Source organism: Pseudomonas inefficax (assembly GCF_900277125.1).
GTDB classification, from domain to species: domain Bacteria; phylum Pseudomonadota; class Gammaproteobacteria; order Pseudomonadales; family Pseudomonadaceae; genus Aquipseudomonas; species Aquipseudomonas inefficax.
In genome coordinates this window covers 1-23,734 of record NZ_OPYN01000187.1, presented here as the reverse complement: position 1 = coordinate 23,734, position 23,734 = coordinate 1, and the positions used below count along the sequence as shown (strand labels likewise).

The 23,734-nt window shown below is 64.4% G+C and carries 23 protein-coding genes; 19 read left to right on the top strand and 4 right to left on the bottom strand.

Going from position 1 to position 23,734, the window contains the following annotated elements; translation table 11 throughout:
* Positions 1–7 precede the first annotated feature (7 nt).
* The 10 genes from JV551A3_RS22860 to JV551A3_RS22810 all read left to right on the top strand — a co-directional run bounded on the left by JV551A3_RS22860 (position 8) and on the right by JV551A3_RS22810 (position 9,039).
* Positions 8–382 carry a chemotaxis response regulator CheY gene (locus JV551A3_RS22860; protein ID WP_112253075.1) on the top strand — a complete coding sequence of 125 codons (375 nt, stop codon included), beginning with the start codon at positions 8–10 and terminating at the stop codon, positions 380–382.
* A gap of 21 nt (positions 383–403) precedes the next feature.
* A complete protein-coding gene (locus JV551A3_RS22855; protein WP_133974375.1) occupies positions 404–1,192 on the top strand; it encodes a protein phosphatase CheZ in 789 nt (262 codons plus the stop codon).
* A 12-nt stretch (positions 1,193–1,204) separates the two neighbouring features.
* A complete protein-coding gene (locus JV551A3_RS22850) occupies positions 1,205–3,439 on the top strand; it encodes a chemotaxis protein CheA (protein WP_133974373.1) in 2,235 nt (744 codons plus the stop codon).
* Between the two features lie 46 nt (positions 3,440–3,485).
* A complete protein-coding gene (locus tag JV551A3_RS22845; RefSeq protein WP_133974371.1) occupies positions 3,486–4,619 on the top strand; it encodes a protein-glutamate methylesterase/protein-glutamine glutaminase in 1,134 nt (377 codons plus the stop codon).
* Positions 4,619–5,359, top strand: coding sequence for a flagellar motor protein (locus JV551A3_RS22840; RefSeq protein ID WP_133974369.1), 741 nt, complete (start codon positions 4,619–4,621; stop codon positions 5,357–5,359). The genes JV551A3_RS22845 and JV551A3_RS22840 overlap by 1 nt, the downstream gene beginning before the upstream one ends.
* 3 nt (positions 5,360–5,362) lie before the next feature.
* Positions 5,363–6,220 carry a flagellar motor protein MotD gene (motD, locus tag JV551A3_RS22835; protein ID WP_133974367.1) on the top strand — a complete coding sequence of 286 codons (858 nt, stop codon included), beginning with the start codon at positions 5,363–5,365 and terminating at the stop codon, positions 6,218–6,220.
* A gap of 219 nt (positions 6,221–6,439) precedes the next feature.
* Complete coding sequence (locus tag JV551A3_RS22825) at positions 6,440–7,228, top strand: ParA family protein (RefSeq protein WP_112253070.1); 789 nt, start codon at positions 6,440–6,442, stop codon at positions 7,226–7,228.
* Positions 7,228–8,121: a CheW domain-containing protein gene (locus JV551A3_RS22820; protein ID WP_133974363.1), complete on the top strand. Its 894-nt coding sequence runs from the start codon at positions 7,228–7,230 to the stop codon at positions 8,119–8,121. The genes JV551A3_RS22825 and JV551A3_RS22820 overlap by 1 nt, the downstream gene beginning before the upstream one ends.
* 41 nt (positions 8,122–8,162) lie before the next feature.
* The gene (locus JV551A3_RS22815; RefSeq protein WP_003254393.1) at positions 8,163–8,642 is read left to right on the top strand and encodes a chemotaxis protein CheW; all 480 of its coding nucleotides are present in this window, start codon (positions 8,163–8,165) and stop codon (positions 8,640–8,642) included.
* Between the two features lies 1 nt (position 8,643).
* The gene (locus JV551A3_RS22810) at positions 8,644–9,039 is read left to right on the top strand and encodes a DUF2802 domain-containing protein (RefSeq protein ID WP_133974361.1); all 396 of its coding nucleotides are present in this window, start codon (positions 8,644–8,646) and stop codon (positions 9,037–9,039) included.
* A gap of 83 nt (positions 9,040–9,122) precedes the next feature.
* Here the strand turns inward: JV551A3_RS22810 and JV551A3_RS22805 are convergent, their stop codons facing one another.
* From JV551A3_RS22805 to fliK, 4 genes are all read right to left on the bottom strand, one after another.
* Positions 9,123–11,987, bottom strand: a complete 2,865-nt coding sequence (locus JV551A3_RS22805) for a dermonecrotic toxin domain-containing protein (RefSeq protein WP_133974358.1) — start codon at positions 11,985–11,987, stop codon at positions 9,123–9,125.
* On the bottom strand, positions 11,984–14,737 hold the full coding sequence (locus tag JV551A3_RS22800) for a dermonecrotic toxin domain-containing protein (RefSeq protein WP_133974356.1): 2,754 nt from the start codon (positions 14,735–14,737) through the stop codon (positions 11,984–11,986). The genes JV551A3_RS22805 and JV551A3_RS22800 overlap by 4 nt, the downstream gene beginning before the upstream one ends.
* Before the next feature lie 69 nt (positions 14,738–14,806).
* Positions 14,807–15,148, bottom strand: a complete 342-nt coding sequence (locus JV551A3_RS22795; protein WP_133974354.1) for an EscU/YscU/HrcU family type III secretion system export apparatus switch protein — start codon at positions 15,146–15,148, stop codon at positions 14,807–14,809.
* Positions 15,145–16,701, bottom strand: coding sequence for a flagellar hook-length control protein FliK (gene fliK / locus JV551A3_RS22790; RefSeq protein ID WP_133974352.1), 1,557 nt, complete (start codon positions 16,699–16,701; stop codon positions 15,145–15,147). The genes JV551A3_RS22795 and fliK overlap by 4 nt, the downstream gene beginning before the upstream one ends.
* Before the next feature lie 265 nt (positions 16,702–16,966).
* Here fliK and ccmA point away from each other — a divergent pair, with 265 nt between their 5' ends.
* The 9 genes from ccmA to ccmI all read left to right on the top strand — a co-directional run.
* Entirely contained in the window at positions 16,967–17,599 is a 633-nt protein-coding gene (gene ccmA, locus JV551A3_RS22780; protein ID WP_133974348.1) for a cytochrome c biogenesis heme-transporting ATPase CcmA, read from the top strand.
* On the top strand, positions 17,587–18,264 hold the full coding sequence (ccmB, locus tag JV551A3_RS22775) for a heme exporter protein CcmB (RefSeq protein ID WP_013973563.1): 678 nt from the start codon (positions 17,587–17,589) through the stop codon (positions 18,262–18,264). The genes ccmA and ccmB overlap by 13 nt, the downstream gene beginning before the upstream one ends.
* A gap of 46 nt (positions 18,265–18,310) precedes the next feature.
* Positions 18,311–19,078, top strand: a complete 768-nt coding sequence (locus tag JV551A3_RS22770; RefSeq protein WP_012273476.1) for a heme ABC transporter permease — start codon at positions 18,311–18,313, stop codon at positions 19,076–19,078.
* Entirely contained in the window at positions 19,075–19,251 is a 177-nt protein-coding gene (ccmD, locus tag JV551A3_RS22765) for a heme exporter protein CcmD (RefSeq protein WP_013973562.1), read from the top strand. The genes JV551A3_RS22770 and ccmD overlap by 4 nt, the downstream gene beginning before the upstream one ends.
* Positions 19,248–19,703, top strand: coding sequence for a cytochrome c maturation protein CcmE (ccmE, locus tag JV551A3_RS22760; RefSeq protein WP_015271187.1), 456 nt, complete (start codon positions 19,248–19,250; stop codon positions 19,701–19,703). The genes ccmD and ccmE overlap by 4 nt, the downstream gene beginning before the upstream one ends.
* A gap of 11 nt (positions 19,704–19,714) precedes the next feature.
* A complete protein-coding gene (locus JV551A3_RS22755) occupies positions 19,715–21,688 on the top strand; it encodes a heme lyase CcmF/NrfE family subunit (protein WP_177421350.1) in 1,974 nt (657 codons plus the stop codon).
* Positions 21,685–22,221, top strand: a complete 537-nt coding sequence (locus tag JV551A3_RS22750; protein WP_133974344.1) for a DsbE family thiol:disulfide interchange protein — start codon at positions 21,685–21,687, stop codon at positions 22,219–22,221. Before JV551A3_RS22755 ends, JV551A3_RS22750 begins: the two co-directional genes overlap by 4 nt.
* Positions 22,218–22,706 carry a cytochrome c-type biogenesis protein gene (locus JV551A3_RS22745; RefSeq protein ID WP_133974342.1) on the top strand — a complete coding sequence of 163 codons (489 nt, stop codon included), beginning with the start codon at positions 22,218–22,220 and terminating at the stop codon, positions 22,704–22,706. The genes JV551A3_RS22750 and JV551A3_RS22745 overlap by 4 nt, the downstream gene beginning before the upstream one ends.
* On the top strand, positions 22,699–23,734 hold a 1,036-nt coding region (gene ccmI / locus JV551A3_RS22740), incomplete at its 3' end, for a c-type cytochrome biogenesis protein CcmI (protein ID WP_133979147.1). The genes JV551A3_RS22745 and ccmI, both read left to right, overlap by 8 nt.

Sequence of the window (23,734 nt, the reverse complement as noted above, 5' to 3'; positions counted from 1 at the left end):
CAAAGACATGAAAATCCTCATCGTTGACGACTTTTCGACGATGCGGCGGATCATCAAGAACCTGTTGCGTGACCTGGGCTTCACCAACACCGAAGAAGCCGATGACGGCACCACGGCGCTGCCGATGCTGGAGAACGGCCACTTCGACTTCCTGGTGACCGACTGGAACATGCCGGGCATGTCCGGTATCGACCTGCTGCGTAAGGTGCGGGCCCACGATCGCCTGAAAGCCATGCCGGTGCTGATGGTGACCGCCGAAGCCAAGCGCGACCAGATCATCGAAGCGGCCCAGGCCGGCGTCAATGGCTACGTGGTCAAGCCGTTCACCGCCCAGGTGCTCAAAGAAAAGATCGAGAAGATCTTCGAACGCGTCAACGGCTGAGTCACGTCAGGGGGGCGCGCCATGGATTCATCACAAACGTCTTTGGGCGAGTTCGAATCGACCCTGAAGAAGCATGCCCAGGAGCTGGTCGAAAGCCTGGAGCGGGGCCGTTTCGGCGAGGCGGTGCAGCTGATTCACGAGCTGAACCAGACCCGCGACCGCGGCCTGTACCAGGAAGTCGGCAAGCTGACCCGCGAGCTGCACAGTGCCATCGTCAGTTTCCAGATCGACCCGACCATGCCGCAGGCCGAGGAGGTGTCGCAGATAACCGACGCCACCGAGCGCCTGTCGTACGTGGTCAGGCTTACCGAGGGCGCGGCCAACCGCACCATGGACCTGGTCGAGGAAAGCACGCCGGTGCTCAACGAACTGGCCAGCGAGGCCGCGGCCCTGAGCACCGACTGGCAGCGCTTCATGCGCCGCGAAGTGGCTGCGCCGGAGTTCCGCGACCTGGTCAAGCGCGTCGACAGTTTCCTGACGCACAGCGCCGAAGGCAACCGCAAGGTCGCCGGCCACCTCAACGACATTCTTCTGGCCCAGGACTATCAGGACCTGACCGGCCAGGTGATCAAGCGCGTCACCAACTTGGTCACCGAGGTGGAAAGCAACCTGCTCAAACTGGTGCTCATGGCCAGCCAGGTGGACCGCTTTGCGGGCATCCAGCATGACCACGATCAATTGCGCGCAGAAAAAGATCTAGAAAAACATCCGACTCGGGGTGAAGGTCCGCAGATTCATGCCGATAAGCGTGAAGACGTCGTGTCCGGTCAGGACGATGTCGATGATCTGCTGTCCAGCCTGGGTTTTTAAGGAGCACCTTTGATGAGCTTCGGCGCCGATGAAGAAATCCTCCAGGATTTCCTGGTAGAAGCCGGCGAAATTCTTGAGCAACTGTCCGAGCAACTGGTCGAGCTGGAAAGCCGGCCCGACGATGCCGACCTGCTCAATGCGATCTTTCGCGGTTTCCACACTGTAAAAGGGGGCGCCGGCTTCCTTCAGCTGAACGAGCTGGTGGAGTGCTGCCATATCGCCGAGAACGTGTTCGACATCCTGCGCAAAGGTGAGCGCCGGGTCGACGCGGAACTGATGGATGTGGTGCTCGAGGCACTGGATACGGTCAACAGCATGTTTGGCCAGGTGCGCGAGCGCACCGAAGTGACCCCGGCTACCCCCGAGCTGCTGGCGGCACTGTCGCGCCTGGCCGAACCGGGGGGCGCCGAAGCCGTTGCCGCGCCGGCCCCTGCGGCACCGGCGCCGGTTGCCGAAGCTCCGGCCGAGGAGCAGGACATCACCGACAGTGAGTTCGAACAGCTGCTCGATTCGCTCGATGCGGTCAAGGCACAAGCTGCGGCCGACGACCAGATGCAGGGTGAGACCGTCAGCGCTGAAGGTGACGAAATCACCGACGCCGAGTTCGAGTCGCTGCTCGACCAGTTGCACGGCAAAGGCCAGTTCAGCGCCGAGGTTGCCGCGCAGCCGGTTGCCAGCGCGCCGGAAGCGGCCAGCGACGAAATTACCGACGCCGAATTCGAATCGCTGCTGGACCAGTTGCATGGCAAGGGCACCTTCCAGGCCGATGCCTTGCCCGGTGCCAAGGCGCCGACGCCTGCCGCAACCGATACCAGCGCAACCAGCGACGAAATCAGCGAGCACGAGTTCGAGGCGCTGCTGGACCAGTTGCACGGCAAGGGCAAGTTCGGCGGCGACGTTGCCGCCGTCGAAGCCCCGGCTGCAGCCAAGGTGCAAGCGCCGGTCACGGCCAAGGCCGACAGCCAGCCCGTGGCCAAGCCAGCAGCAGCTGCTACCCCGGCTCCGGCGCCTGCCAGCAAACCTGCCGCAGCACCCCGCGCCCCGGCCCCGACCGCTGAAAAGCATGGCGCCAGCGAAGCGGAGACCACCGTGCGGGTCGATACCGCGCGCCTGGACGAGATCATGAACATGGTCGGCGAACTGGTACTGGTGCGTAACCGCCTGGTGCGCCTGGGCCTGAACAGTGGCGACGAGGCCATGTCCAAGGCCGTGTCCAACCTCGACGTGGTCACCGCGGACCTGCAGACCGCGGTGATGAAAACCCGCATGCAGCCGATCAAGAAAGTCTTCGGCCGCTTCCCGCGCCTGGTGCGCGACCTGGCCCGTCAGCTCAAGAAAGAAATCAACCTGGAGCTGGTCGGCGAAGAGACCGACCTCGACAAGAACCTGGTCGAAGCCCTGGCCGATCCATTGGTGCACCTGGTGCGCAACGCCGTCGACCATGGCGTGGAAATGCCCGATGAGCGTGAAGCCGCCGGCAAGGCGCGCACCGGCCGCGTGGTGCTGTCTGCCGAACAGGAAGGCGACCACATCCTGCTGTCGATCTCGGACGACGGCAAGGGCATGGACCCCAACATCTTGCGCGCCAAGGCCGTGGAAAAGGGCTTGATGGACAAGGATGCCGCCGAGCGCCTGAGCGAGTCGGACTGCTACAACCTGATCTTCGCCCCCGGCTTCTCGACCAAGACCGAGATTTCCGACGTGTCCGGCCGCGGTGTGGGCATGGACGTGGTGAAGACCAAGATCTCCCAGCTCAATGGCTCGATCAATATCTTCTCGGCCAAGGGCCAGGGCTCGAAGATCGTCATCAAGGTGCCGCTGACCCTGGCGATCATGCCCACCCTGATGGTGATGCTGGGCAACCAGGCGTTCGCCTTCCCGCTGGTCAACGTCAACGAGATCTTCCACCTCGACCTGTCGCGCACCAACGTGGTCGACGGCCAGGAAGTGGTGATCGTGCGCGACAAGGCGCTGCCGCTGTTCTACCTCAAGCGCTGGCTGGTCCAGGGCCAGGTGCACGAAGAGCAGCACGAGGGCCACGTGGTGATCCTGTCGGTTGGCACCCAGCGCATCGGCTTTGTCGTCGATCAACTGGTTGGCCAGGAAGAAGTGGTAATCAAGCCACTGGGCAAGATGCTGCAGGGCACCCCGGGCATGTCCGGGGCCACCATCACTGGCGACGGTCGCATTGCGTTGATTCTCGACGTCCCGAGCATGCTCAAGCGTTACGCCGCGCGGCGTATTTGATTTCGGTGGCGCACCCTGGCGGGTTGCGCCGCCTAATGGAGTGTTTATGGCAGTCAAGGTCCTGGTGGTGGATGATTCCGGTTTCTTCCGCCGCCGCGTCTCGGAAATCCTCTCGGCGGACCCGACGATCCAGGTAGTAGGTACCGCGACCAACGGCAAGGAAGCAATCGACCAGGCGCTGGCATTGAAGCCCGATGTCATCACCATGGACTACGAAATGCCCATGATGGACGGCATCACCGCGGTGCGGCACATCATGCAGCGCTGCCCGACGCCGGTGTTGATGTTCTCGTCGCTGACCCACGAAGGCGCCCGTGTCACCCTCGATGCGCTGGATGCCGGTGCGGTGGATTACCTGCCGAAGAACTTCGAGGACATTTCGCGAAACCCGGACAAGGTCAAGCAATTGCTGTGCGAGAAGGTGCATACCATTTCCCGCAGCAATCGCCGTTTTGGCAGCTACGCCAGCCATGCGCCGGTTGCCGCACCTGCACCCGCGCCAGCAGGCGCCGGTCACGCAGCTGCCAGCAGCTTCGCCAGCCAGCCAGCAGCGCGCACGCCTGCGCCTGCCCGTGCAGCAGCAGTGGCGCCAGCGCACTCGCCGGCACCCAAGCGCAAGCCATACAAGCTGGTGGCCATCGGCACCTCCACGGGCGGCCCGGTCGCCCTGCAGCGGGTGCTGACGCAGCTGCCGGCCAACTTCCCGGCGCCGATCGTGCTGATTCAGCACATGCCAGCAGCGTTCACCAAGGCCTTCGCCGAACGCCTGGACAAGCTGTGCCGCATCAGCGTCAAGGAAGCCGAGGACGGCGACATGCTGCGCCCGGGCCTGGCCCTGCTGGCCCCAGGTGGCAAGCAGATGATGATCGATGGCCGTGGCACGGTGAAGATCCTGCCCGGTGACGAGCGCCTGAACTACAAGCCGTGCGTGGACATCACCTTCGGCTCGGCGGCCAAGTCGTATGGCGACAAGGTGCTGTCGGTGGTGCTTACCGGCATGGGCGCCGATGGCCGTGAAGGTGCGCGCCTGCTCAAGCAGGGCGGCAGTACGGTGTGGGCCCAGGATGAAGCCAGCTGCGTGATCTATGGCATGCCCATGGCCATCGTCAAGGCCAACCTGGCCGACGCAGTGTACAGCCTGGACGAGATCGGCAAGCACCTGGTGGAGGCGTGCGTCTGATGGACGTGCTCAGCCTGATCGGCCTGATCCTCGCCTTTGTCGCTATCGTCGGTGGCAACTTCATCGAAGGCGGCCATTTCGGCGCGCTGATCAATGGCCCGGCGGCGCTGATCGTGCTGGGCGGCACCCTGGCGGCGGCCTTGCTGCAGTCGCCACTGTCGTCGTTCAAGCGTGCCTTGCAGATTCTGCGCTGGATCCTGTTTCCGCCACGGGTCGACCTGGCGGGCGGGATCGACCGCGTCGTCAATTGGAGCCTGACTGCGCGCAAGGAAGGCCTGCTGGGCCTGGAAGGGGTCGCCGACAGCGAGCCTGACCCTTATGCGCGCAAGGGCCTGCAGCTGCTGGTGGATGGTGCCGAGCCGGAGGCCATCCGCAGCATCCTCGAAGTCGACTTCCTGACCCAGGAAAGCCGCGATATCCAGGCTGCCAAGGTGTTCGAGAGCATGGGCGGCTACGCGCCGACCATCGGCATCATCGGTGCGGTGATGGGCCTGATTCACGTGATGGGCAACCTGGCCGACCCGTCGCAACTGGGCAATGGCATTGCCGTGGCCTTCGTCGCGACCATCTACGGCGTGGCCAGTGCCAACCTGGTGTTGCTGCCAATCGCCAACAAGCTCAAGGCCATCGTCATGCGCCAGTCGCGCTACCGCGAGATGCTGCTCGAGGGCCTGCTGTCGATTGCCGAGGGTGAGAACCCGCGCTCGATCGAGCTGAAGCTGCAAGGCTTCATGGAGTAACCCATGCGTCGCCGTCGTCATACCGAGGAACACGAAAACCACGAACGCTGGCTGGTGTCGTACGCCGACTTCATTACCTTGCTGTTCGCCTTTTTCGTGGTGATGTACTCGATTTCCTCGATCAACGAGGGCAAGTACAAGGTCATTTCCCAGGCCTTGCTCGGGGTGTTCAACGACCCCGAGCGCAGCATGAAACCTATCCCCATCGGTGAAGAACGGCCGCTGAGCGTGCGCCCGGCCGAGCCGTTGGTGAAGGACAGCGAACAGACCGATGCGGGCCTGGGGGCGACCAGTGTCGACCCGCTGAAAACCATCAGCGATGACGTGCGCGATGCCTTCGGCGACCTGATCAAAAACGACCAGATGACTGTGCGCGGCAATGAGCTGTGGATCGAGATCGAGCTCAACTCCTCGTTGCTGTTCGGCAGCGGCGATGCCATGCCCAGCGATCAGGCATTTGCGATCATCGAGAAGGTGGCTGGCATTCTCAAGCCGTTCGCCAACCCGGTGCATGTCGAAGGCTTTACCGACAACCTGCCGATCCGCACGGCGCAGTACCCGACCAACTGGGAGCTGTCTTCGGCGCGGGCGGCAAGCATCGTGCGCCTGCTGGCGATGGAAGGGGTCAACCCGGCACGCATGGCCTCGGTTGGCTATGGCGAGTACCAGCCGGTGGCCAGCAACGACAATGCCGAAGGCCGTGCGCGTAATCGCCGGGTGGTGCTGGTGATTTCCCGTAACCTGGAAGTGCGCCGCAGCCTGACTGGCTCGGGCAGTGCCAATGCCACGCCGGATGCCGCATTGCGCCGGGCTGGCACACAAAGTGCACCGGCAACGCCAGCAACGGTGGCGGGGCAGTGACTCGTCAATTCTCTGGCACCGGCAACAGGTTCGCGAAGTTACCGTCGACCCTGTGGGAGCGGGTTTACCCGCGAAGATAGCGACTCGGTATATGGCACCGGCTTTGCCGGTGTTCGCGGGTAAACCCGCTCCCACAGGGGCGCGTGCGGGCTTTCAAATGTTGAGCAAGACAGTTGCCCCTGCAGTGTCCCTGCCAAATCAATAGATAGAGTTTGCTTGATGAGAGTCTGGGCAGTAGCCAATCAAAAAGGTGGCGTCGGCAAGACCACCACTACCATCGCCCTGGCCGGCCTGCTGGCCGAGGCCGGCAAGCGCGTGGTCGTTGTCGACCTCGACCCGCACGGCTCGATGACCAGCTATTTCGGGCATAACCCCGATGCCCTGGAGCACAGCTGCTACGACCTGTTCCTGCACAAGGGCGCGGTACCCGAGGGCCTGCCCGGGCAACTGCTGCTGCCTACCAGTGACGAACGCATCTCGCTGCTGCCATCGAGTACCGCACTGGCGGTGCTGGAGCGCCAGTCACCGGGGCAGAACGGCCTGGGCCTGGTGATCGCCAAGAGTCTGGCGCAGCTGTGGCAGGATTTCGACTATGCGCTGATCGACAGCCCACCCTTGCTCGGCGTGCTGATGGTCAATGCCCTGGCGGCCAGCCAGCAGCTGGTGATCCCGGTGCAAACCGAATTTCTCGCGGTCAAGGGCCTGGAGCGCATGGTCGGTACCCTAGCCATGGTCAACCGCTCGCGCAAGCAGGCGCTGCCTTATCAGATCGTGCCGACCCTGTTCGACCGCCGCACCCAGGCCTCGCTGGCCACCCTCAAGCTGCTGCGTGACACCTACGACCAGCAGGTGTGGCAGGGCTACATCCCGGTGGATACGCGCCTGCGCGATGCCAGCCGCAAGGGCGTCACGCCCTCGCAATTCGACAGCAAGAGCCGCGGGCTGATTGCCTATCGCGCGCTGCTCAAGCACCTGCTGACCTACAAGACTGCGGCGCAGGTGGCCTGATGACCCAGACCCGGCAAACCAGCAACCGGCCACAGATGGCCCTGCAGTCGTACCTTGATGGCCTGCTGCAGGAGGCCACCGAAGCCGAAGACCTGTTCGAGCCGCCGGCAGCGGCGGATGAGTTCGCCGAAGCGGTGCGCGAAGAGCAGGCGCGTGATGCCTTGCAGCAAGCCAGGCCGGCATCGGCCGAAGCAACCGTCAGCCCCGCACCACGGCCGTTCGCCGAGCCCAGGCTGGCGGTGCTGCCCCGCGTGATGCCGATAGAAGCGCCGGTGGTGACGGTGGTAGAGCGCGAAGTGGTGGCCGAGGCCAGCATCCCGGTGCTGGTCGAAGAACAAACCGTGGAACCGGCAGTGCCGCTGGTCGATGTGCACCTGCCGGGGCCGCAAGTGCCCGTGCCCCCGGCCACGGTCGATGGCCGCCCGGCCTGGGCCGCCGAGCCGTTCGAATGCCTGCTGTTCGATGTGGCCGGCCTGACCCTGGCGGTGCCACTGGTGTGCCTGGGCTCGATCTATACCCTGGCCGGCCAGGAACTGACACCGCTGTTCGGCCAGCCCGACTGGTTCCTCGGCATCCTGGCCTGCCAGGCCGGCAACCTGAAGGTGCTGGATACCGCGCGTTGGGTGATGCCAGATCGCTACCGCGATGATTTTCGCCAGGGCCTGCAATACGTGATTTCCGTGCAGGGCTACGAATGGGGGCTGGCCGTGCACCAGGTCAGCCGCTCGCTGCGCCTGGACCCGTCCGAGATCAAGTGGCGCAGCCAGCGTGGCCAGCGCCCCTGGCTGGCCGGCACGGTGATTGAACACATGTGTGCACTGCTCGACGTCGCAGCACTGGCCGAGCTGATCGCCAGTGGGGCGGTCAAGCAGATGCACGCCAAACAGAAATGACACCGAACACACCGCCGATGGCGGATTTTGAGGGTAGGGGAATGAAAAAGTCGTCTGCACAAGGTTCCGAAGATCCGATCCTGCAGTGGGTTACCTTCCGTCTGGACAATGAGTCCTACGGCATCAATGTGATGCAGGTGCAGGAAGTGTTGCGCTACACCGAGATCGCCCCGGTGCCGGGTGCGCCTAGCTACGTGCTGGGCATCATCAACCTGCGCGGCAACGTGGTGACCGTGATCGACACCCGCCAGCGCTTTGGCCTGATGCCGACCGAAGTCACCGACAACACCCGTATCGTCATCATCGAGGCGGACAAGCAAGTGGTCGGTATCCTGGTCGACAGCGTGGCCGAGGTGGTGTACCTGCGCCAGTCCGAGATCGAGACCGCGCCGAACGTGGGTAACGAAGAGTCGGCCAAGTTCATCCAGGGCGTTTGCAACAAGAATGGCGAACTGCTGATCCTGGTCGAGCTGGACAAGATGATGACCGAGGAAGAATGGTCCGAGCTGGAGAACATCTGAGTTGATCCTAGAGGTTGCTGTCATCTTCCTGGCGCTGGTCTGGGCGCTGAGCCTGTGGTTTTTCCTCAACTACAGCAAGCGCCAGCGCGAGCTGGCTGCGCAGCAGGCAGAGGGTGATGCGCTGCGTGACCAGCGCATCAAGGACCTTGCCAAACGCCTGGACGACTACCAGAACGGTACCGTGCGCATGGGCGAGGCGCTGCACGAGCTGCGCATGGCGGTTGCCCCGCTGCCCGACAAGATCCAGCAGTTGGAGCAGCGCGACCCGCACAACGTCACCTTCACCCAGGCGGCCAAGCTGGTGGGCATGGGTGCCAGCGTGGCCGAACTGACCGAAAGCTGCGGCCTGACCCAGGCCGAGGCGGAGCTGATGAGCAAGCTGCACCGCAGCGGTTGAAGCATCGGGCGACGCAGGTCGCCCGATTTGTTACCGGCCTGGTCAACGAGGTTGTCCCGGCTCGCTTCACGGCTCCCTGTGCATCAATAGCCCTGCGCATTGCCCGCTACCGCCACTTCCTCCAGTGGTAACAAGCGCAGCTCCGCTCGCCGTTGCGCCTGTTCGTCGATCAACGCTTCGTAATGCAGGGTGTGCATATTCGCCAGGTCCGCCACCTGCCTGAAGGTATAGAGCTCTGGCAGGCGTTGCTCGATCACGTGGTTGAGCACCGCCGGGCCGGTGAGCTGGTTGAGCTTGCGGGTGTAGGCCCGGAAGCCGGTTTCGTCCTGCCGGGCCGGCTTTGGCGTCGAGTAGAATTCCCGCCCTTCGGGGGTGAGGTAGCGGCTGAGCATCTCGTCAGAGATTGCATCGAGCACCGGGTTGAACGCGCGGCTGCCGATCATGCTGGTGTTGTAACTGGTGTACATGCCCAACTGAGCGTTACACACCGGGCTGCGCAGTAACAGGCCGTCGATCGGAACGCTGAGCGAGACCGTGTCGATCTTCGCCCGCAGCTGCCCCCTTGCGTCCGGCGCAGCCAGCAGGTGGTCGTCCATGTCCAGGTATATGCCGCCCTCACTGTGCAAGATCCGGTAGCGCAGAATGTCCGAGGCCGATGAGAAATTGCTCGCGACACCCCCGTTGCCGTCAATGGCGGCCCGATATTGCTCGAAGTACTCGCTTTCGCTGAATTGCCGGTAGAATGTCTGGTGCTCCAGCGTGGATACCTTCAAGCCATCGCGCATTCGGCCCTGCAGCAATGCCATGTTTTGCTCGAAGGCTTCGGGATTGACGTTGGACAGGTACAGCTTCAGGGAAAAGTCGCTGTTACGCAGGGCCCTGATGTTGTTGTCCAGGGCTGCAAGATAGTCCCCGGCAATCACCCGGTCGCCGACCCACAGATGGAAGATCTGCCGAGGCACGGGCATACCGTTGGATGTTGCCAGCGCGTCGAGGTCAAGCGGTAATTGCAGGTCGACGCCCAGGGCACGCAATGTGCGCGAGCGTGATGCGGGGCTGATTTCCCGCAACGGGTCGGTATCGGCCACCAGCTGGCTGGCAAGGGGCTGCAGCGGGTCAGCCCGTGCGACAAAGTGTGCGGCACCCCGAGTACCGTTGGGGTACTTGAGCACGAAGCTGTCGTTCAGCGCGTCGTAGTACAGCGGGTGCGGACCTTGGCCGACATCGCCCAGCAATTCATCTCCAGTGCCGAACGCCTGGCGCCGTATCACACAGCGGGCGATATGCGGATCGGCACCGGGTTTGGCGGCTGCTATCTCATCGCCCGCTGCAGCCAACTCTCGGAAGAAAGGCGTCATTTCCATGCCCGGCAAGCGTGGCGGGGAAACCGGGCTTAGGGGGTAGCCAAGCCGACCGTTGAGGCGCACGGGTTTGACGAAGCCGGATGGCGTGCTGCCAAACAACGCCTCGCTGGCCCTCGCGCCCTGCACGATGGCGGGTACGGCATTCAGCAGCCCGAACAGCGCTTGCCCGGCGCCTTCCTCTTGTTGTTCAAGAAGCTTGTCATTGAGAGCCTGGTCCAGGCCCACGCCAAACTGCGCAGCGCCGGCGATGGCCATGAGTGGGGCGAGTTCGGGCACCACCAGCAAAAAAGGCGTCACCAGGTTCATGGTCAGATAGAAGTAGCCCCGCCACCTGGCTTTGGTCACTTCGCTGTCCCGGGTGATCAGGTACCTGGCATCGGCTTGGCTGCGGCGTTGCTGGGCGAGGGTGAAGGCGCTGAACAGGTCGCGTTCGATACGCGGGCTGTAGCGCTCGGCTTGGTAATTGATCAGGGTATGCGGGTTCCATACCCTGACCAGGCGGTACACGCTGGTTGCAGGTAGGATCAAGCGGCGCGGAGGGAAGTCGGCCATGCCCTTGAGAATGGTGGCCAGCCCGGAACGGCCCAGGCGGTCGGGAACATCGGCGGCGTTGAAGTGACTGAGCAGCGCGGCCCGCTTTGCGCGGTCCCGACATTGTCGGGCCAGCCAGGCGCGCATCGCTCCGGCATTGCGAAACTCATGCAGCGGTGCCGCGTTGCCGGGAATGTACAGCAGGGTCAGGCCGCTGGCGGCATCGCTGAGGCACAGAATGTCGCTGGAGCGGTACCCATTGATGCTCAGCAACCTGGCATCCACGCCATTGCGCTGCAGGGCCCGGTCATGTTGCCAGCGTTGCACGCCAGCGGCCCGCCACGCGAGGCTGCGCCCAGCTTCACTCAGGTAACCAAGCAACACGTGCCGGTTGCACGCCGCCAGGTAGGCGATGCATGAACCCGTTGCATAATCGCTAGCGGCTTGCGACCAGAAGTCGCTCAGCTGACGCAGGTAGACGTTCTGGAAGTCCAGTTGCCAGATGAAGCGCTGGAAGGCCGTGGCGTCGAAATGGATGTAGGTGGTGGCGTCGTAACGCCTGTGCGCGGTCTGATGGAAAAGCCCATGGAAGACCGTATGCGTGTCGATATCCTGCAACAGGCCGCTTTTCGGCAGTTGCTCGACGATCTTCACCTGGCTGTTGCCAAAAGCGGTAGCCCAGGGCACGCGGCCGTGCGGCAACGAAAGCTCTGGCAGAAGCCCGAGCCAGTCGATATTCGTCCCGACCGAACGCATGACCTGCTGCAACGCCAGCTGCACGGCATCGTCCAGGCTGTGGTCCTGCCAGTTGGTCAGCAACGCCTGGGTCAGCGTCATCTGTTCGACAACCTGCGCCAGCCAGCCTCGATCGCGCACGAACCTGCAGTGCAGGGTCACCGCCAGCGTCTGGTCCGGGTCCAGCGGCAATTGCTGCTGGCGCGCCCATTCGGTGATGGCCAGGCTGGCGCTACGGTCCGGGCGGGGCAGGCGCGCCAGCACGCCGTGCACCTGTTGTTTGCCGGCGCTACCGACGATGGTCTGGTTGAGATTCATGTGCGGCTCCACGAGTGGTTGCCGCCTACCTTGGCGAAGCGGTTGAGAGGTAGCAGCGTTCGGATTGCTTCCTGACTGGCAGGCAGATCGACGAAGCGATAGGCGTTGATGTGGGGCATGCCGTACAAGTTGGTGATCTGCCGCAGGGTGCCCAGCGCCGGCAAATGGCGGTCGACCATATCGGTGATCAGCGCAGGGCCGGTCAGGTAGCTGAGGCGGTTGGCGTAGCGGTAGAAGCTTGCCGGGTCTTCGGCCAGGCTGGGCTTGCTGTCGTAGAACTCTTTGTTGGCCTGATAGCGGGCGTGCATCTCCTCGGAAATGGCTTCCAGGGTCGGGTTGCCGGGGTGGCTACCAATCAGGCTGGTGTTGTACAGGCAGTTCATGCCCATCTTTTCGTTGGACATGGGCGGTGCCAGCAGCAGGCCGTCGGCTGTGGTACACAGCGCCACCTGATCGATGGCTTCGCCCGGGCTGCCGACAGGTCGTCCGTTGGCCACCTGTGGGTATTGCCCCAGGGCCAGCAGGCTGTCGTCGACATCCATGTACAAGCCCCCTTCATGGTGCAGCATCGGGTAGCGCAGTACATCGGAGGCCGACGCAAAGTTGCTGGCGATGCCGCCATTGCCATCCAGCGCGGCGTCGTACTGGGCATGGTACTTGCTCTGGCGAAATGCCCGAAAGAATGCCTGTTCTTCCAGTGGCAGCACTTGCAGGCCGGGGGCCTGCGCAGCCAGCAGGGCCAGGTTTTCCGTATAGGCGGCGGGTGACGCCTTGGAAAGGAATAGCCGGAAGCTGTATTCACTGCCATTGAGCCGTTGGGCATTGCTGCCCAGGTTGGCCAGAAGTTCAGGGCTGATGAGCTTATCGCCGACCCACAGGCAACTGATTTTTTTCGTGATAGGGTAGCTGTCGGCTGCCAGCGTTGGCACTTGCACCGGCAGCGCAAGGTCCACGCCCAAGGCGCGCAGGCTACGGCTGCGCATGGCGTTGGTGACGGTACGCGCGTTACGCAGCGGCTGCAGGTCCCGGCTGCCGGGCCGGGCAACGTAGCCGGTTGGGGCGACTTCGTTCAGGTCCTGTTCACGGATGAACACATCCCGGTCCAGGTCGTAGACCACACGCTCGTTGTAGGTATCGATGCTGGCATCGAGGTGGTCTATGTCGATGCCATACAGCGGCGTGCGGATAACCGAATCGGCAATGGCCTGGTCGCAGTCCGGAAGGGGCGCGATTGCCTCAGGCAAATGGAAGTAGCGCGCACCTTCCGGCTCGGGGATATGCGGTGGCGAAACCGGGCTCAAGGGGTAGCCGATCTGCTCGTTGAGCCGCACCGGCGGTACGAAGCCATCGCTTTTGAATTCGAACAGCGCCTTGGCCCTGGCGACGCCGCTGATAGCCAGGGGCACGGCATTGAACAGGCCCCAGACAACCTCGCCGACACCGTCTTGCCGCTTTTGCAGGGACTTGCCATTGATCGCCTGGTCCAGCCCCAGGCCCAGTTGCGCGATGCCGCCCACCGCCAGCAGCGGCGCCAGGCCGGGTACGACCAGGCAAAGTGGCGCCAGCAGGTTGAGCGTGCTGGTCAGGTAACCTAGCCAGCGGGCTTTGCTGACCTGGCTGTCGCGGGTGATGAGGAAGTCGGCGTCGTCGTAGCTGCGTTGGCGCTGGCGTTCGGCCAGGGCCTGGAACACATCGCCTTCGATCTGCGGGCTGTACGTGTCGGGTTTGTAATTGACGTACAACTGCGGCGGCCAGGTACCGTCATCATTGAAGTAACCATGCTCAGGCGGTAGCCGATGGCGGGCAGGGTATGCAGCCAGGCCTTCAAGAGCCGTGTCCAGGCCACTGAACTCCAGCCCCTGAGGGCAGTCGGCGAGACGGAAGTGCTGCTTCAGCGCCTGACGTTTGAGCGGGTCCTTGCACTGTTTGCCGACCCAGTCCTGCAACTGCGCCTGGCTTGCAAACTCCAGCAACGGCGAGCTGTTACCGGGCACGTAGAGTATGCTCAGGTCGCTGCCGGGGTCGTTCAGGTACAGCAGGTCGGTAGCGGCGTAGCCATAAATGTTGAGCGTGCTCTGGCGCAGCTTGCGGTTGCTTGGCAGCAACCCGGCGGCTTGCCATATAAGCTTCCTGGCGGCCTCGCTGAGGCTGCCTTGGCTGACCTGCTTGTTGCACGCCGCGATGAAATTCAGTTTGCTGGCAAGCCGGTGGCTCTGCAGGTGCGTCTCCCAGTAGCGGTCCAGCTGGGCCTTGAACGGTGTGTGGAAGTCCAGGTCTTCGATAAAGCGCTGAAAGCCTTCTGCGGCAATCGGCAGGTGCGTAGAGGGGTCAAGACGCTGCGGCGTGGTGCGTCGGAACAGGCCGTTGAACACCGCATGGCCAGCACCCTGCCGAAACGCGCCTGGCGCGGGCAGGGTGTCGACCAGCCGCAGCGGGCCATCAGGCAGCGAGCCGGCCCAGGGCTGGCGAAACAGGGCACCCAGTAAGTCATTGTTGGACTCGCCCTGCCAGTTTTCGAGCACTGCCTGCGGCAGGCTGATGCATCGGGTTACGGCAGCGAGATGTCCGCCGCTGGCATCCGGGCAGTAGTGCAGGGTGACTACATCGATTTGCGCGGGGTCGAGGTCGTGGCCTTGTTTCTGCAACCATTGCCGGATGGCGAGGCTGGCTTCGCGGTCCGGACGGGGGACATGGTTCAGATGGTCGCGGACGTACTGCACGCCGGCAGCGTTGATAGGGCTTCTGGACATGATGTTCACCTTGCACGTAGACGGAGATGGCAAGGCTGAATGGCAGGGGCCGCGAGCGGTGGTAACTATTTAGCGGTGGTTGCCCGGTGGCAGCAGCGGGGTTACCGGTGTAATGTCGCTCGGGGCCTGGGGCTCGTCGCCGAACCCGGCAGGCACTTTGCCGCGCAACTGCCAGGCAAACGCTATGATCTCTGCAATGGTCAGGTACAGTGCCTCGGGGATCTGGTCGCCCAGCTCCAGACGCGCCAGCAGCCGTACCAGCTCGGCGTTTTCGTAGATCGGCACCTCGTGCTCGCGGGCCAGGGCAAGGATGGCCTCGGCCAGCGCATCGTCGCCCTTGGCACTGAGGGTAGGGGCCTGCTGGCCGTCGTAGCTCAGGGCAATGGCCTGGCGTGTGTGCTTCTGGCTCATGCGTTTTCATCCACCCAGCGTTGCTCCAACCGTGTACGCGGGCCTTGTGGCGGCGTGCCGGGGTGGCATTCCAGGTCGCCTACATCCAGTCCGCGCGCCAGCAGGCGCTCGCGCAAGGTACCGAGCTGGCTGTCGATCAGCCGGGCGGTTTGTTCGCGTTCTGCCCACAGCTGGCCACTCAGGCGACCCAGGCTCAATTGCGCCTGCACTTGCACCGGGCCAAGGGGCAACAGGTCGAAAGCCAGTTCGATACGCCACAGGGCTTGCAGCGGGTCGGCTGATTCCTGCTGGCGGTCGGCCTGCTGTTGTGGCGTTTCCTCACGCTGCAGCTTGACCTGCAGGGGGATGAACTCCTGACCGTGACGGATCGGCACTTCGGTTTGCCAGGTGGTTTGCAGGTTGCCGTTTTCCAAGGTACCGGTTTGTTGCAGGCTGCTCATGGCATGGCTTTGCAGGCGCGATACGGCAGCGGCGGCCAGGCGCAGCAATTGTTGCAGGTCGCCTTCATCCTCCATGGCCTTGAGCAGGCGCGACGGCAGCGGGAATGCGCCCGGTTGCGGCTTGGGGCTGACCCGTTCGAGCATGCCCAGCGCGTTGCGGGCCAAGGCCGGCATGGTAACGGCCAGGGCGGCGGGCGAAAGGTTGGGTGCCCCGGGTACGCTGGCCGGTGCGACGTTGATCAGCCGCAGCAAGTGCGCCTTGAGGTCGGTGGCGACGCTGGCCGGGAAACCGCCCAGCAGTTTGGCTTCGAGAAAGGCGCCGCTGTTGTTCAGGGCTTGGGCCACTGCCTTGGCATCACCCAGTTGCCGGGCTTCCGGCAGGCTGGCCAACAGGCGTTCGGCGCTGGCTCGCAGCTCGCCATCGGCGCCCGGGTCACGGGCCACCTGTTGCAGGGCATTGAGCAGGCCAGGCAGCGAAGCCTGGCGGTTTTGCTGGGTCAGCAGCTGCTGGGCAATGCTGAGCTGGTCCTGGCGGCCGCTGAGCGGTACGAAACGCAGTGACTGGTCGCCCTGCACCAGCGCGCTGAGCAGGCTGCCGACGGCCAGCGGGCGCGGGCTGTCCACGCTCAGGGTAGCGCCCGCCTGGGCACTGTTGAGCAGGCTGACCAGCGCCCGGTAGACGACGGGCTGGCCGGGCGCCTGGGCCAGCACCTGGTTGGTCAGGACCTTGCCCTGCAGCAGGGTGCCGACCGGCACTTTGCTGGTATCCAGGCGGGTGAGGGTAGCGATCTGGCTGGCACTGGCCTGCTGCAGCATGATCGCCAGGCGGTTGCTTTCAGGCTGGCTGACCGTGACCTGGCTGCCCTGGGGCAAGGGCTGGCTGGCGCTGGCCTGCAACTGGGTCTGGGCGCCGTTGGCCTGCATCAGCCGCAGCACCAGCTGGAAGTCCTGGCCCACCTGGCGCAACGACATGACCTCGGCCTGCGCGGTCTCGCCGGGCGCCATCAAACCTGGCTGCGGTTGCGTCAGGCGCAGCAGTTCGCCGGTCATGCCCGCCTTGATGGCCTGAGGGCTGACCGTGGTTTGTGTGCCGAGACTATTGATTTCAGTCATGATTGTATACAACCTGTCGAGCCCGCCCTCTTGGCAGCGCGGTAGCACGTGTAATAATGCCGACCGCCCGTGGTTGCCAGTATAACGGCAGCGTAGGGGGCGACTTGAGACACAAGGCTTCAGAGCGGTGTCGTCTGCTTCGCGGGTGAACCCGCTCCCACAGGTACGGCGCAAGGCTTGAAAGCTGCGCAGAACCCTGTGGGAGCGGGTTCACCCGCGAAGCGGACAACACCATTCTGAAGCCCTACAAAGATAAGGCGAAACCGTGACCCTTCACCTCCAAGCCGCGGGCCTGGCCTGCGAGCGCGACTGGCGCCTGCTGTTCGAGCACCTCGCATTCGAGCTGCGGCCCGGCGACATGCTGCAGATCAGCGGCCCCAACGGCAGCGGCAAGACCAGCCTGCTGCGCCTGTTGGCCGGCCTGATGCAGCCGACCGCCGGGGAGATCCTGCTGGGCGGCGAGCCACTGGCCGAGCAGCGTCACGCCCTGGCCAGCATCCTGTTGTGGATCGGCCATGCCGCTGGCATCAAGGACCTGCTCACCGCCGAGGAAAACCTCACCTGGTTGTGCGCCCTGCACCAGCCGGCCAGCCGCGAGGCGATCTGGGCGGCGCTGGAGGCCGTTGGCCTGCGCGGTTTCGAAGATGTGCCCTGCCACACACTGTCGGCCGGCCAGCAGCGCCGCGTGGCCCTGGCCCGGCTGTACCTGGCAAGCCCACCGCTGTGGATTCTCGACGAACCATTCACCGCCCTCGACAAGCAGGGCGTGGCGCAGCTCGAGGCGCACCTGGCGGCCCACTGCGAGCAGGGCGGCACAGTGGTGCTGACCACCCACCACACACTGGAACGCAAGCCCTCCGGTTACCGTGAACTTAACCTGGGGCAATGGGCGGCATGAGCGTATTCATCCTGTTGTTGCGCCGCGAAGCGCGCCTGCTGTTCCGTCGCCCGGCCGAGCTGGCCAACCCTTTGGTATTCTTCGCCATCGTGGTTGCGCTGTTCCCGCTGGCAGTCGGCCCGGAAAGCCAATTGTTGCAAACCTTGTCGCCAGGCCTGGTCTGGGTGGCAGCATTGCTGGCGGTGCTGTTGTCGCTGGACGGCCTGTTCCGCAGCGATTTCGAGGACGGCTCGCTGGAGCAGTGGGTGCTGTCGCCGCACCCGTTGGCGCTGCTGGTGCTGGCCAAGGTGCTGGCGCACTGGATCTTTTCCGGGCTGGCGCTGGTATTGTTGGCGCCGCTGCTGGCGCTGATGCTGGGGCTGCCGAGCCATTGCCTGCCGGTGCTGCTCGGCTCGCTGCTGCTTGGCACACCGGTGCTGAGCCTGCTGGGCGCGGTGGGTGCGGCGTTGACGGTCGGTCTGAAACGCGGCGGTTTGTTGCTGGCATTGCTGATTCTGCCGTTGTATATCCCTGTATTGATCCTGGGCAGTGGTGCGTTGCAAGCGGCGTTGCAGAATATGCCGGCAACCGGCCACCTGCTCTGGCTCGCCAGCTTGACGGCCCTGGCCGTGACCCTGGCACCCTTTGCGATAGCGGCCGGTCTGAAGATCAGCGTCGGCGAATAACGAGTCCCGGGCTTTCAAGCCCGGCCAATACCCTGGATGTACCCTGATGAAAATAAGCTGGACGTGGTTCCACAAGCTGGGCTCCCCAAAATGGTTCTATGCCATCAGCGGCCGCATGCTGCCGTGGCTTGCCGGCGCTGCCGTGCTCCTGCTGCTGGTCGGCATCACCTGGGGCCTGGCCTTTGCCCCCCAGGACTACCAGCAAGGCAACAGCTTCCGCATCATCTACATCCATGTGCCGGCGGCGATGCTGGCGCAGTCCTGCTACGTGCTGCTGGCAGTGGCCGGGGTGGTGGGGCTGGTGTGGAAGATGAAACTGGCCGACGTCGCCCTGCAATGCGCTGCACCGATTGGTGCCTGGATGACCGCCGTGGCGTTGGTCACCGGGGCCATCTGGGGCAAGCCCACCTGGGGTAGCTGGTGGGTCTGGGATGCCCGCCTTACGTCCATGCTCATCCTGCTGTTCCTGTACTTCGGCATCATTGCGCTGGGCCAGGCAATCAGTAATCGTGACAGTGCAGCCAAGGCCTGCGCGGTACTGGCGATTGTCGGCGTGGTGAACATCCCGATCATCAAGTACTCGGTGGAGTGGTGGAACACCCTGCACCAGGGTGCCACCTTCACCCTCACCGAAAAACCGGCGATGCCCGCAGAAATGTGGCTGCCGCTGCTGTGCACGGCGCTGGGCTTCTACTGCTTCTTTGGCGCTGTGCTGTTGCTGCGCATGCGCCTTGAAGTGCTCAAGCGCGAGGCACGCGCCAGTTGGGTCAAGGATGAAGTATTGAACAGCCTGGGGCGGAGGGCCGCACAATGAGTTTCGCCACCTTCGGTGACTTTCTCGCCATGGGCCACCATGGCCTGTACGTGTGGACGGCCTATGGTATCTGCCTGGCGGTGCTGGCGTTGAACGTCGCGGCGCCCGTGCTGGCCCGCCGTCGCTACCTGCAAGATGAGGCGCGCCGTTTGCGCCGGGAGAACAACCAGTGAATCCGCAGCGCAAGAAACGCCTGTTGCTCATCGTCGGCCTGCTGGTCGGCGTCGGGGTTGCCGTCGGCTTTGCCTTGAGCGCATTGCAGCAGAACATCAACCTGTTCTACACCCCGACCCAGATCGCCAACGGCGAAGCGCCGCTGGACACCCGCATCCGCGCCGGCGGCATGGTCGAAAAAGGTTCGGTGCAGCGTTCGTCCGATTCGCTCGACGTGCGCTTCGTGGTCACCGACTTCAACAAGTCGGTGCCGATCACCTACCGTGGCATCCTCCCCGACCTGTTCCGCGAAGGGCAGGGCATCGTCGCCCTCGGCAAGCTCAACGCCGACGGCGTGGTGGTAGCCGATGAAGTACTGGCCAAGCACGACGAGAAGTACATGCCGCCCGAGGTCACCAAGGCCCTGAAGGAAAGCGGCCAGGCCGCCACTGGCGGGGAGGCGAGGCCATGAACGCGGCGCTGGTGATCCCCGAGCTCGGCCAACTGGCGATGATCCTGGCCATCTGCTTTGCCGTCGTGCAGGCCAGCGTGCCGCTGCTGGGCGCCTGGCGTGGCGACAGCCTGTGGATGAGCCTGGCGCGGCCGGCGGCCTGGGGGCAGTTCGCCTTTCTGGCCTTTGCCTTCGCCTGCCTGACCCATGCCTTCATGACCGACAACTTCTCGGTCGCCTATGTGGCCAGCAACTCCAACAGCGCCTTGCCCTGGTACTACAAGTTCAGTGCCGTGTGGGGCGCCCACGAAGGTTCGCTGCTGCTGTGGGCGCTGATCCTCGGCGGCTGGACCTTTGCCGTTTCGGTGTTTTCGCGGCAGCTGCCGCAGGTGATGTTGGCCCGCGTGCTGGCGGTGATGGGCATGATCAGCGTGGGCTTCCTGAGCTTCCTGATCATCACCTCCAACCCGTTCCAGCGCCTGCTGCCGCAGGTGCCGACCGATGGCCGCGACCTCAACCCGCTATTGCAGGACTTTGGCCTTATCGTCCACCCGCCGATGCTGTACATGGGCTACGTCGGGTTCTCGGTGGCCTTCGCCTTCGCCATCGCCGCCTTGCTCGGTGGCCGCCTGGACGCCGCCTGGGCGCGCTGGTCGCGGCCCTGGACCATCGTTGCCTGGGCCTTCCTCGGCGTCGGCATTACCCTGGGCTCCTGGTGGGCCTACTATGAGCTGGGCTGGGGTGGCTGGTGGTTCTGGGACCCGGTGGAAAACGCCTCGTTCATGCCCTGGCTGGTAGGTACGGCGCTGATCCACTCGCTGGCGGTGACCGAGAAGCGCGGGGTGTTCAAGAGCTGGACCGTGCTGCTGGCGATTGCCGCGTTCTCGTTGAGCCTGCTGGGTACCTTCCTGGTGCGCTCCGGTGTGCTGACCTCGGTGCACGCGTTTGCCGCCGACCCGTCGCGCGGCATTTTCATCCTGATCTTCCTGCTGTTCGTGGTCGGTGGTTCGCTCACCCTGTTCGCCTTGCGCGCACCGGTGGTCAAGAGCCAGGTCGGCTTTGCCCTATGGTCGCGCGAGACACTGCTGCTGGCCAACAACCTGGTGCTGGTGGTTGCGGCGTCGATGATTCTGCTCGGTACCCTGTACCCACTGGTGCTCGATGCGCTCACCGGGGCCAAGCTGTCGGTCGGCCCACCGTATTTCGATGCCTTGTTCCTGCCGCTCATGGCACTGTTGATGGTGGTGCTGGGTGTGGGCGTGGTGGTGCGCTGGAAAGACACCCCCGGCAAATGGCTGGCCAGCATGATGACCCCGGTGCTGATCGGCAGCGCCATCCTTGCGCCGGTGGCGGGCTTTATCGTCGACGATTTCGACTGGCCAACCCTGACCGCCTTCGCCCTGGCCGCCTGGGTGGTGCTTGGCGGGCTGCGCGACATCCTCGACAAGACCCGCCACAAAGGCCTGCTCAAGGGCCTGCCCGGGCTGGCTCGCAGCTACTGGGGCATGCAGCTGGCGCACCTGGGCCTGGCGGTGTGCGCGCTGGGTGTGGTGCTGTCGAGCAACAACAGCGCCGAACGCGACCTGCGCATGGCTCCGGGCGAGAGCGTGGAGCTGGGCGGGTACCAGTTCCTGTTCCAGGGCGCCAGGCACTTCGAAGGGCCGAACTTCATCTCCGACAAGGGCACCGTGGTGGTCAGCCGTGATGGCCGTGAAGTGACCACCCTGCACCCGGAGAAGCGCCTGTACACCGTGCAGCAGTCGATGATGACCGAAGCCGGCATCGACGCCGGCTTCACCCGTGACCTGTACGTGGCCCTCGGCGAGCCGCTGGAGAACGGCGCCTGGGCGGTACGCGTGCATATCAAGCCTTACGTCCGCTGGATCTGGCTGGGCGGTCTGCTGACCGGCCTGGGCGGGTTGCTGGCGGCCCTCGACCGGCGCTATCGCGTCAAGGTCAAGACCCGGGTGCGTGATGCCCTGGGCGTGTCTGGAGCAGCTGCATGAAGCGTTGGATCATGGTAGTCCCCCTGGCGGTATTCCTGCTGGTGGCGGTGTTCCTCTACAAGGGGCTGTTCCTCAAGCCCGACGAGCTGCCTTCGGCAATGATCGGCAAACCTTTCCCGGCGTTCTCCCTGGCCTCGACCCAAGGCGACCGTACCCTGACCGAGGCCGACCTGCGAGGCCGCCCGGCACTGGTCAACGTGTGGGCCACCTGGTGCCCGTCGTGCAAGGTCGAACACCCGTACCTGAACCAGCTGGCCCAGCAGGGCGTGGTGATCCACGGCGTCAACTACAAGGACGACAATGCGGCGGCCCTGAAGTGGCTGGCCGAGTTCCACAACCCTTACCAGCTGGACATCCGTGACGAGCAAGGCAGCCTGGGCCTGGACCTGGGCGTGTATGGCGCACCGGAAACCTTCCTGGTCGATGCCAAGGGCATCATCCGCTACAAGCACGTGGGCGTGGTCGATGCCACGGTCTGGCGCGAGCAGCTGGCGCCGCTGTACCAGGGCCTGGTCGACGAGGCCAAGCCATGAAGCGGGGGCTGGCAGCTGCCGTGCTGGGGCTCTTCATGGGGTTGAGCCTGGCAGGTGTGGCCAGGGCGGCCATCGACACCTACCAGTTCCGCGACGATGCCGAGCGTGAGCGCTACCAGCAGCTGACCAAGGAGCTGCGCTGCCCCAAGTGCCAGAACCAGGACATCGCCGACTCCAACGCGCCGATTGCCGCCGACCTGCGTCGGGAAATCTTCCGCATGCTCGGCGAGGGCAAGAGCAACCAGCAGATCGTTGACTTCATGGTCGACCGCTATGGCGACTTCGTGCGTTACAAGCCGGCGCTCAGCGGGCGTACCTGGCTGCTGTGGTTCGGCCCGGGGATTTTGCTGGCCGGTGGTTTCGTGGTGCTGGCGCTGATCGTGCGCCGGCGTCGCGGTGCGGCCGTGCAGGGCGCCAACGAGTTGTCTGCCGAAGAACGCGAGCGTCTCGCCAAATTGCTGGAAAAAGAACAGACCCATGATTGAATTCTGGCTTAGCGCGGGCCTGCTGCTGCTCGCTGCCCTCAGCTTCCTGCTGATCCCGATCCTGCGTGGCCGTGGCCGTCAGCAGGAAGAAGACCGCACTGCCCTGAACGTGGCCCTTTATCAGGAGCGCGTCGCCGAGCTGGCTGCCCAGCAGGCCGCCGGTGTGCTCGACGAGGCGCAGATGGCCAAGGGCCGTGACGAGGCCGCCCGTGAGCTGCTGGCGGATACCGAGGGTGCTGAAGCCCCGCGCCAGGGGCACCTGGGCAAGGCCCTGCCGTTGCTGGCGGCGCTGCTGGTGCCGCTGCTGGCATTGGGTCTGTACCTGCATTTCGGTGCGGCCGACAAGGTGGAGCTGACCCAGGAGTTTGCCGAGGCGCCCAAGTCGATGGAAGAAATGACTGCCCGCCTGGAGCGGGTGGTGCAGGCCCAGCCGGATTCGGCCGAGGCCGTGTACTTCCTGGGACGAGCCTACATGGCCGAGCAGCGCCCCGCCGAAGCCGCGCGTACCTTCGAGCGCGCCGTGAACCTGGCCGGTCGCCAGCCCGAATTGATTGGGCAGTGGGCACAGGCGCTGTACTTCGCGGCCGACAAGAAATGGAGCCCGCAACTGCAGGCGCTGACTGACGAGGCACTGAAAGCCGACCCCAACGAAGTGACCAGCCTGGGCCTGCGTGGTATCGCTGCCTTCGAGGGCGAGCGTTACCAGGAAGCCATCGATTACTGGAAGCGCCTGCTGGCGCAGCTGCCGGAAGGTGATGCCTCGCGAGCGGCGCTGCAGGGCGGCATCGATCGCGCCGCCGAGCGCCTGGGCGGATCGCTGGGGCAGGCGGCGGCGCCCGTGGCGGCTCGCTTGAAGGTGCGGGTGGAACTGGCGGCGGCGTTGAAGGACAAGGTCAAGCCGGATGACACGGTGTTCATCTTCGCCCGCGCCAGCAATGGCCCACCCATGCCGCTGGCGGCCAAGCGGGTGACCGTGGCGCAATTGCCGATCGAGGTGGAGTTGTCCGACGCCGACGCCATGATGCCGC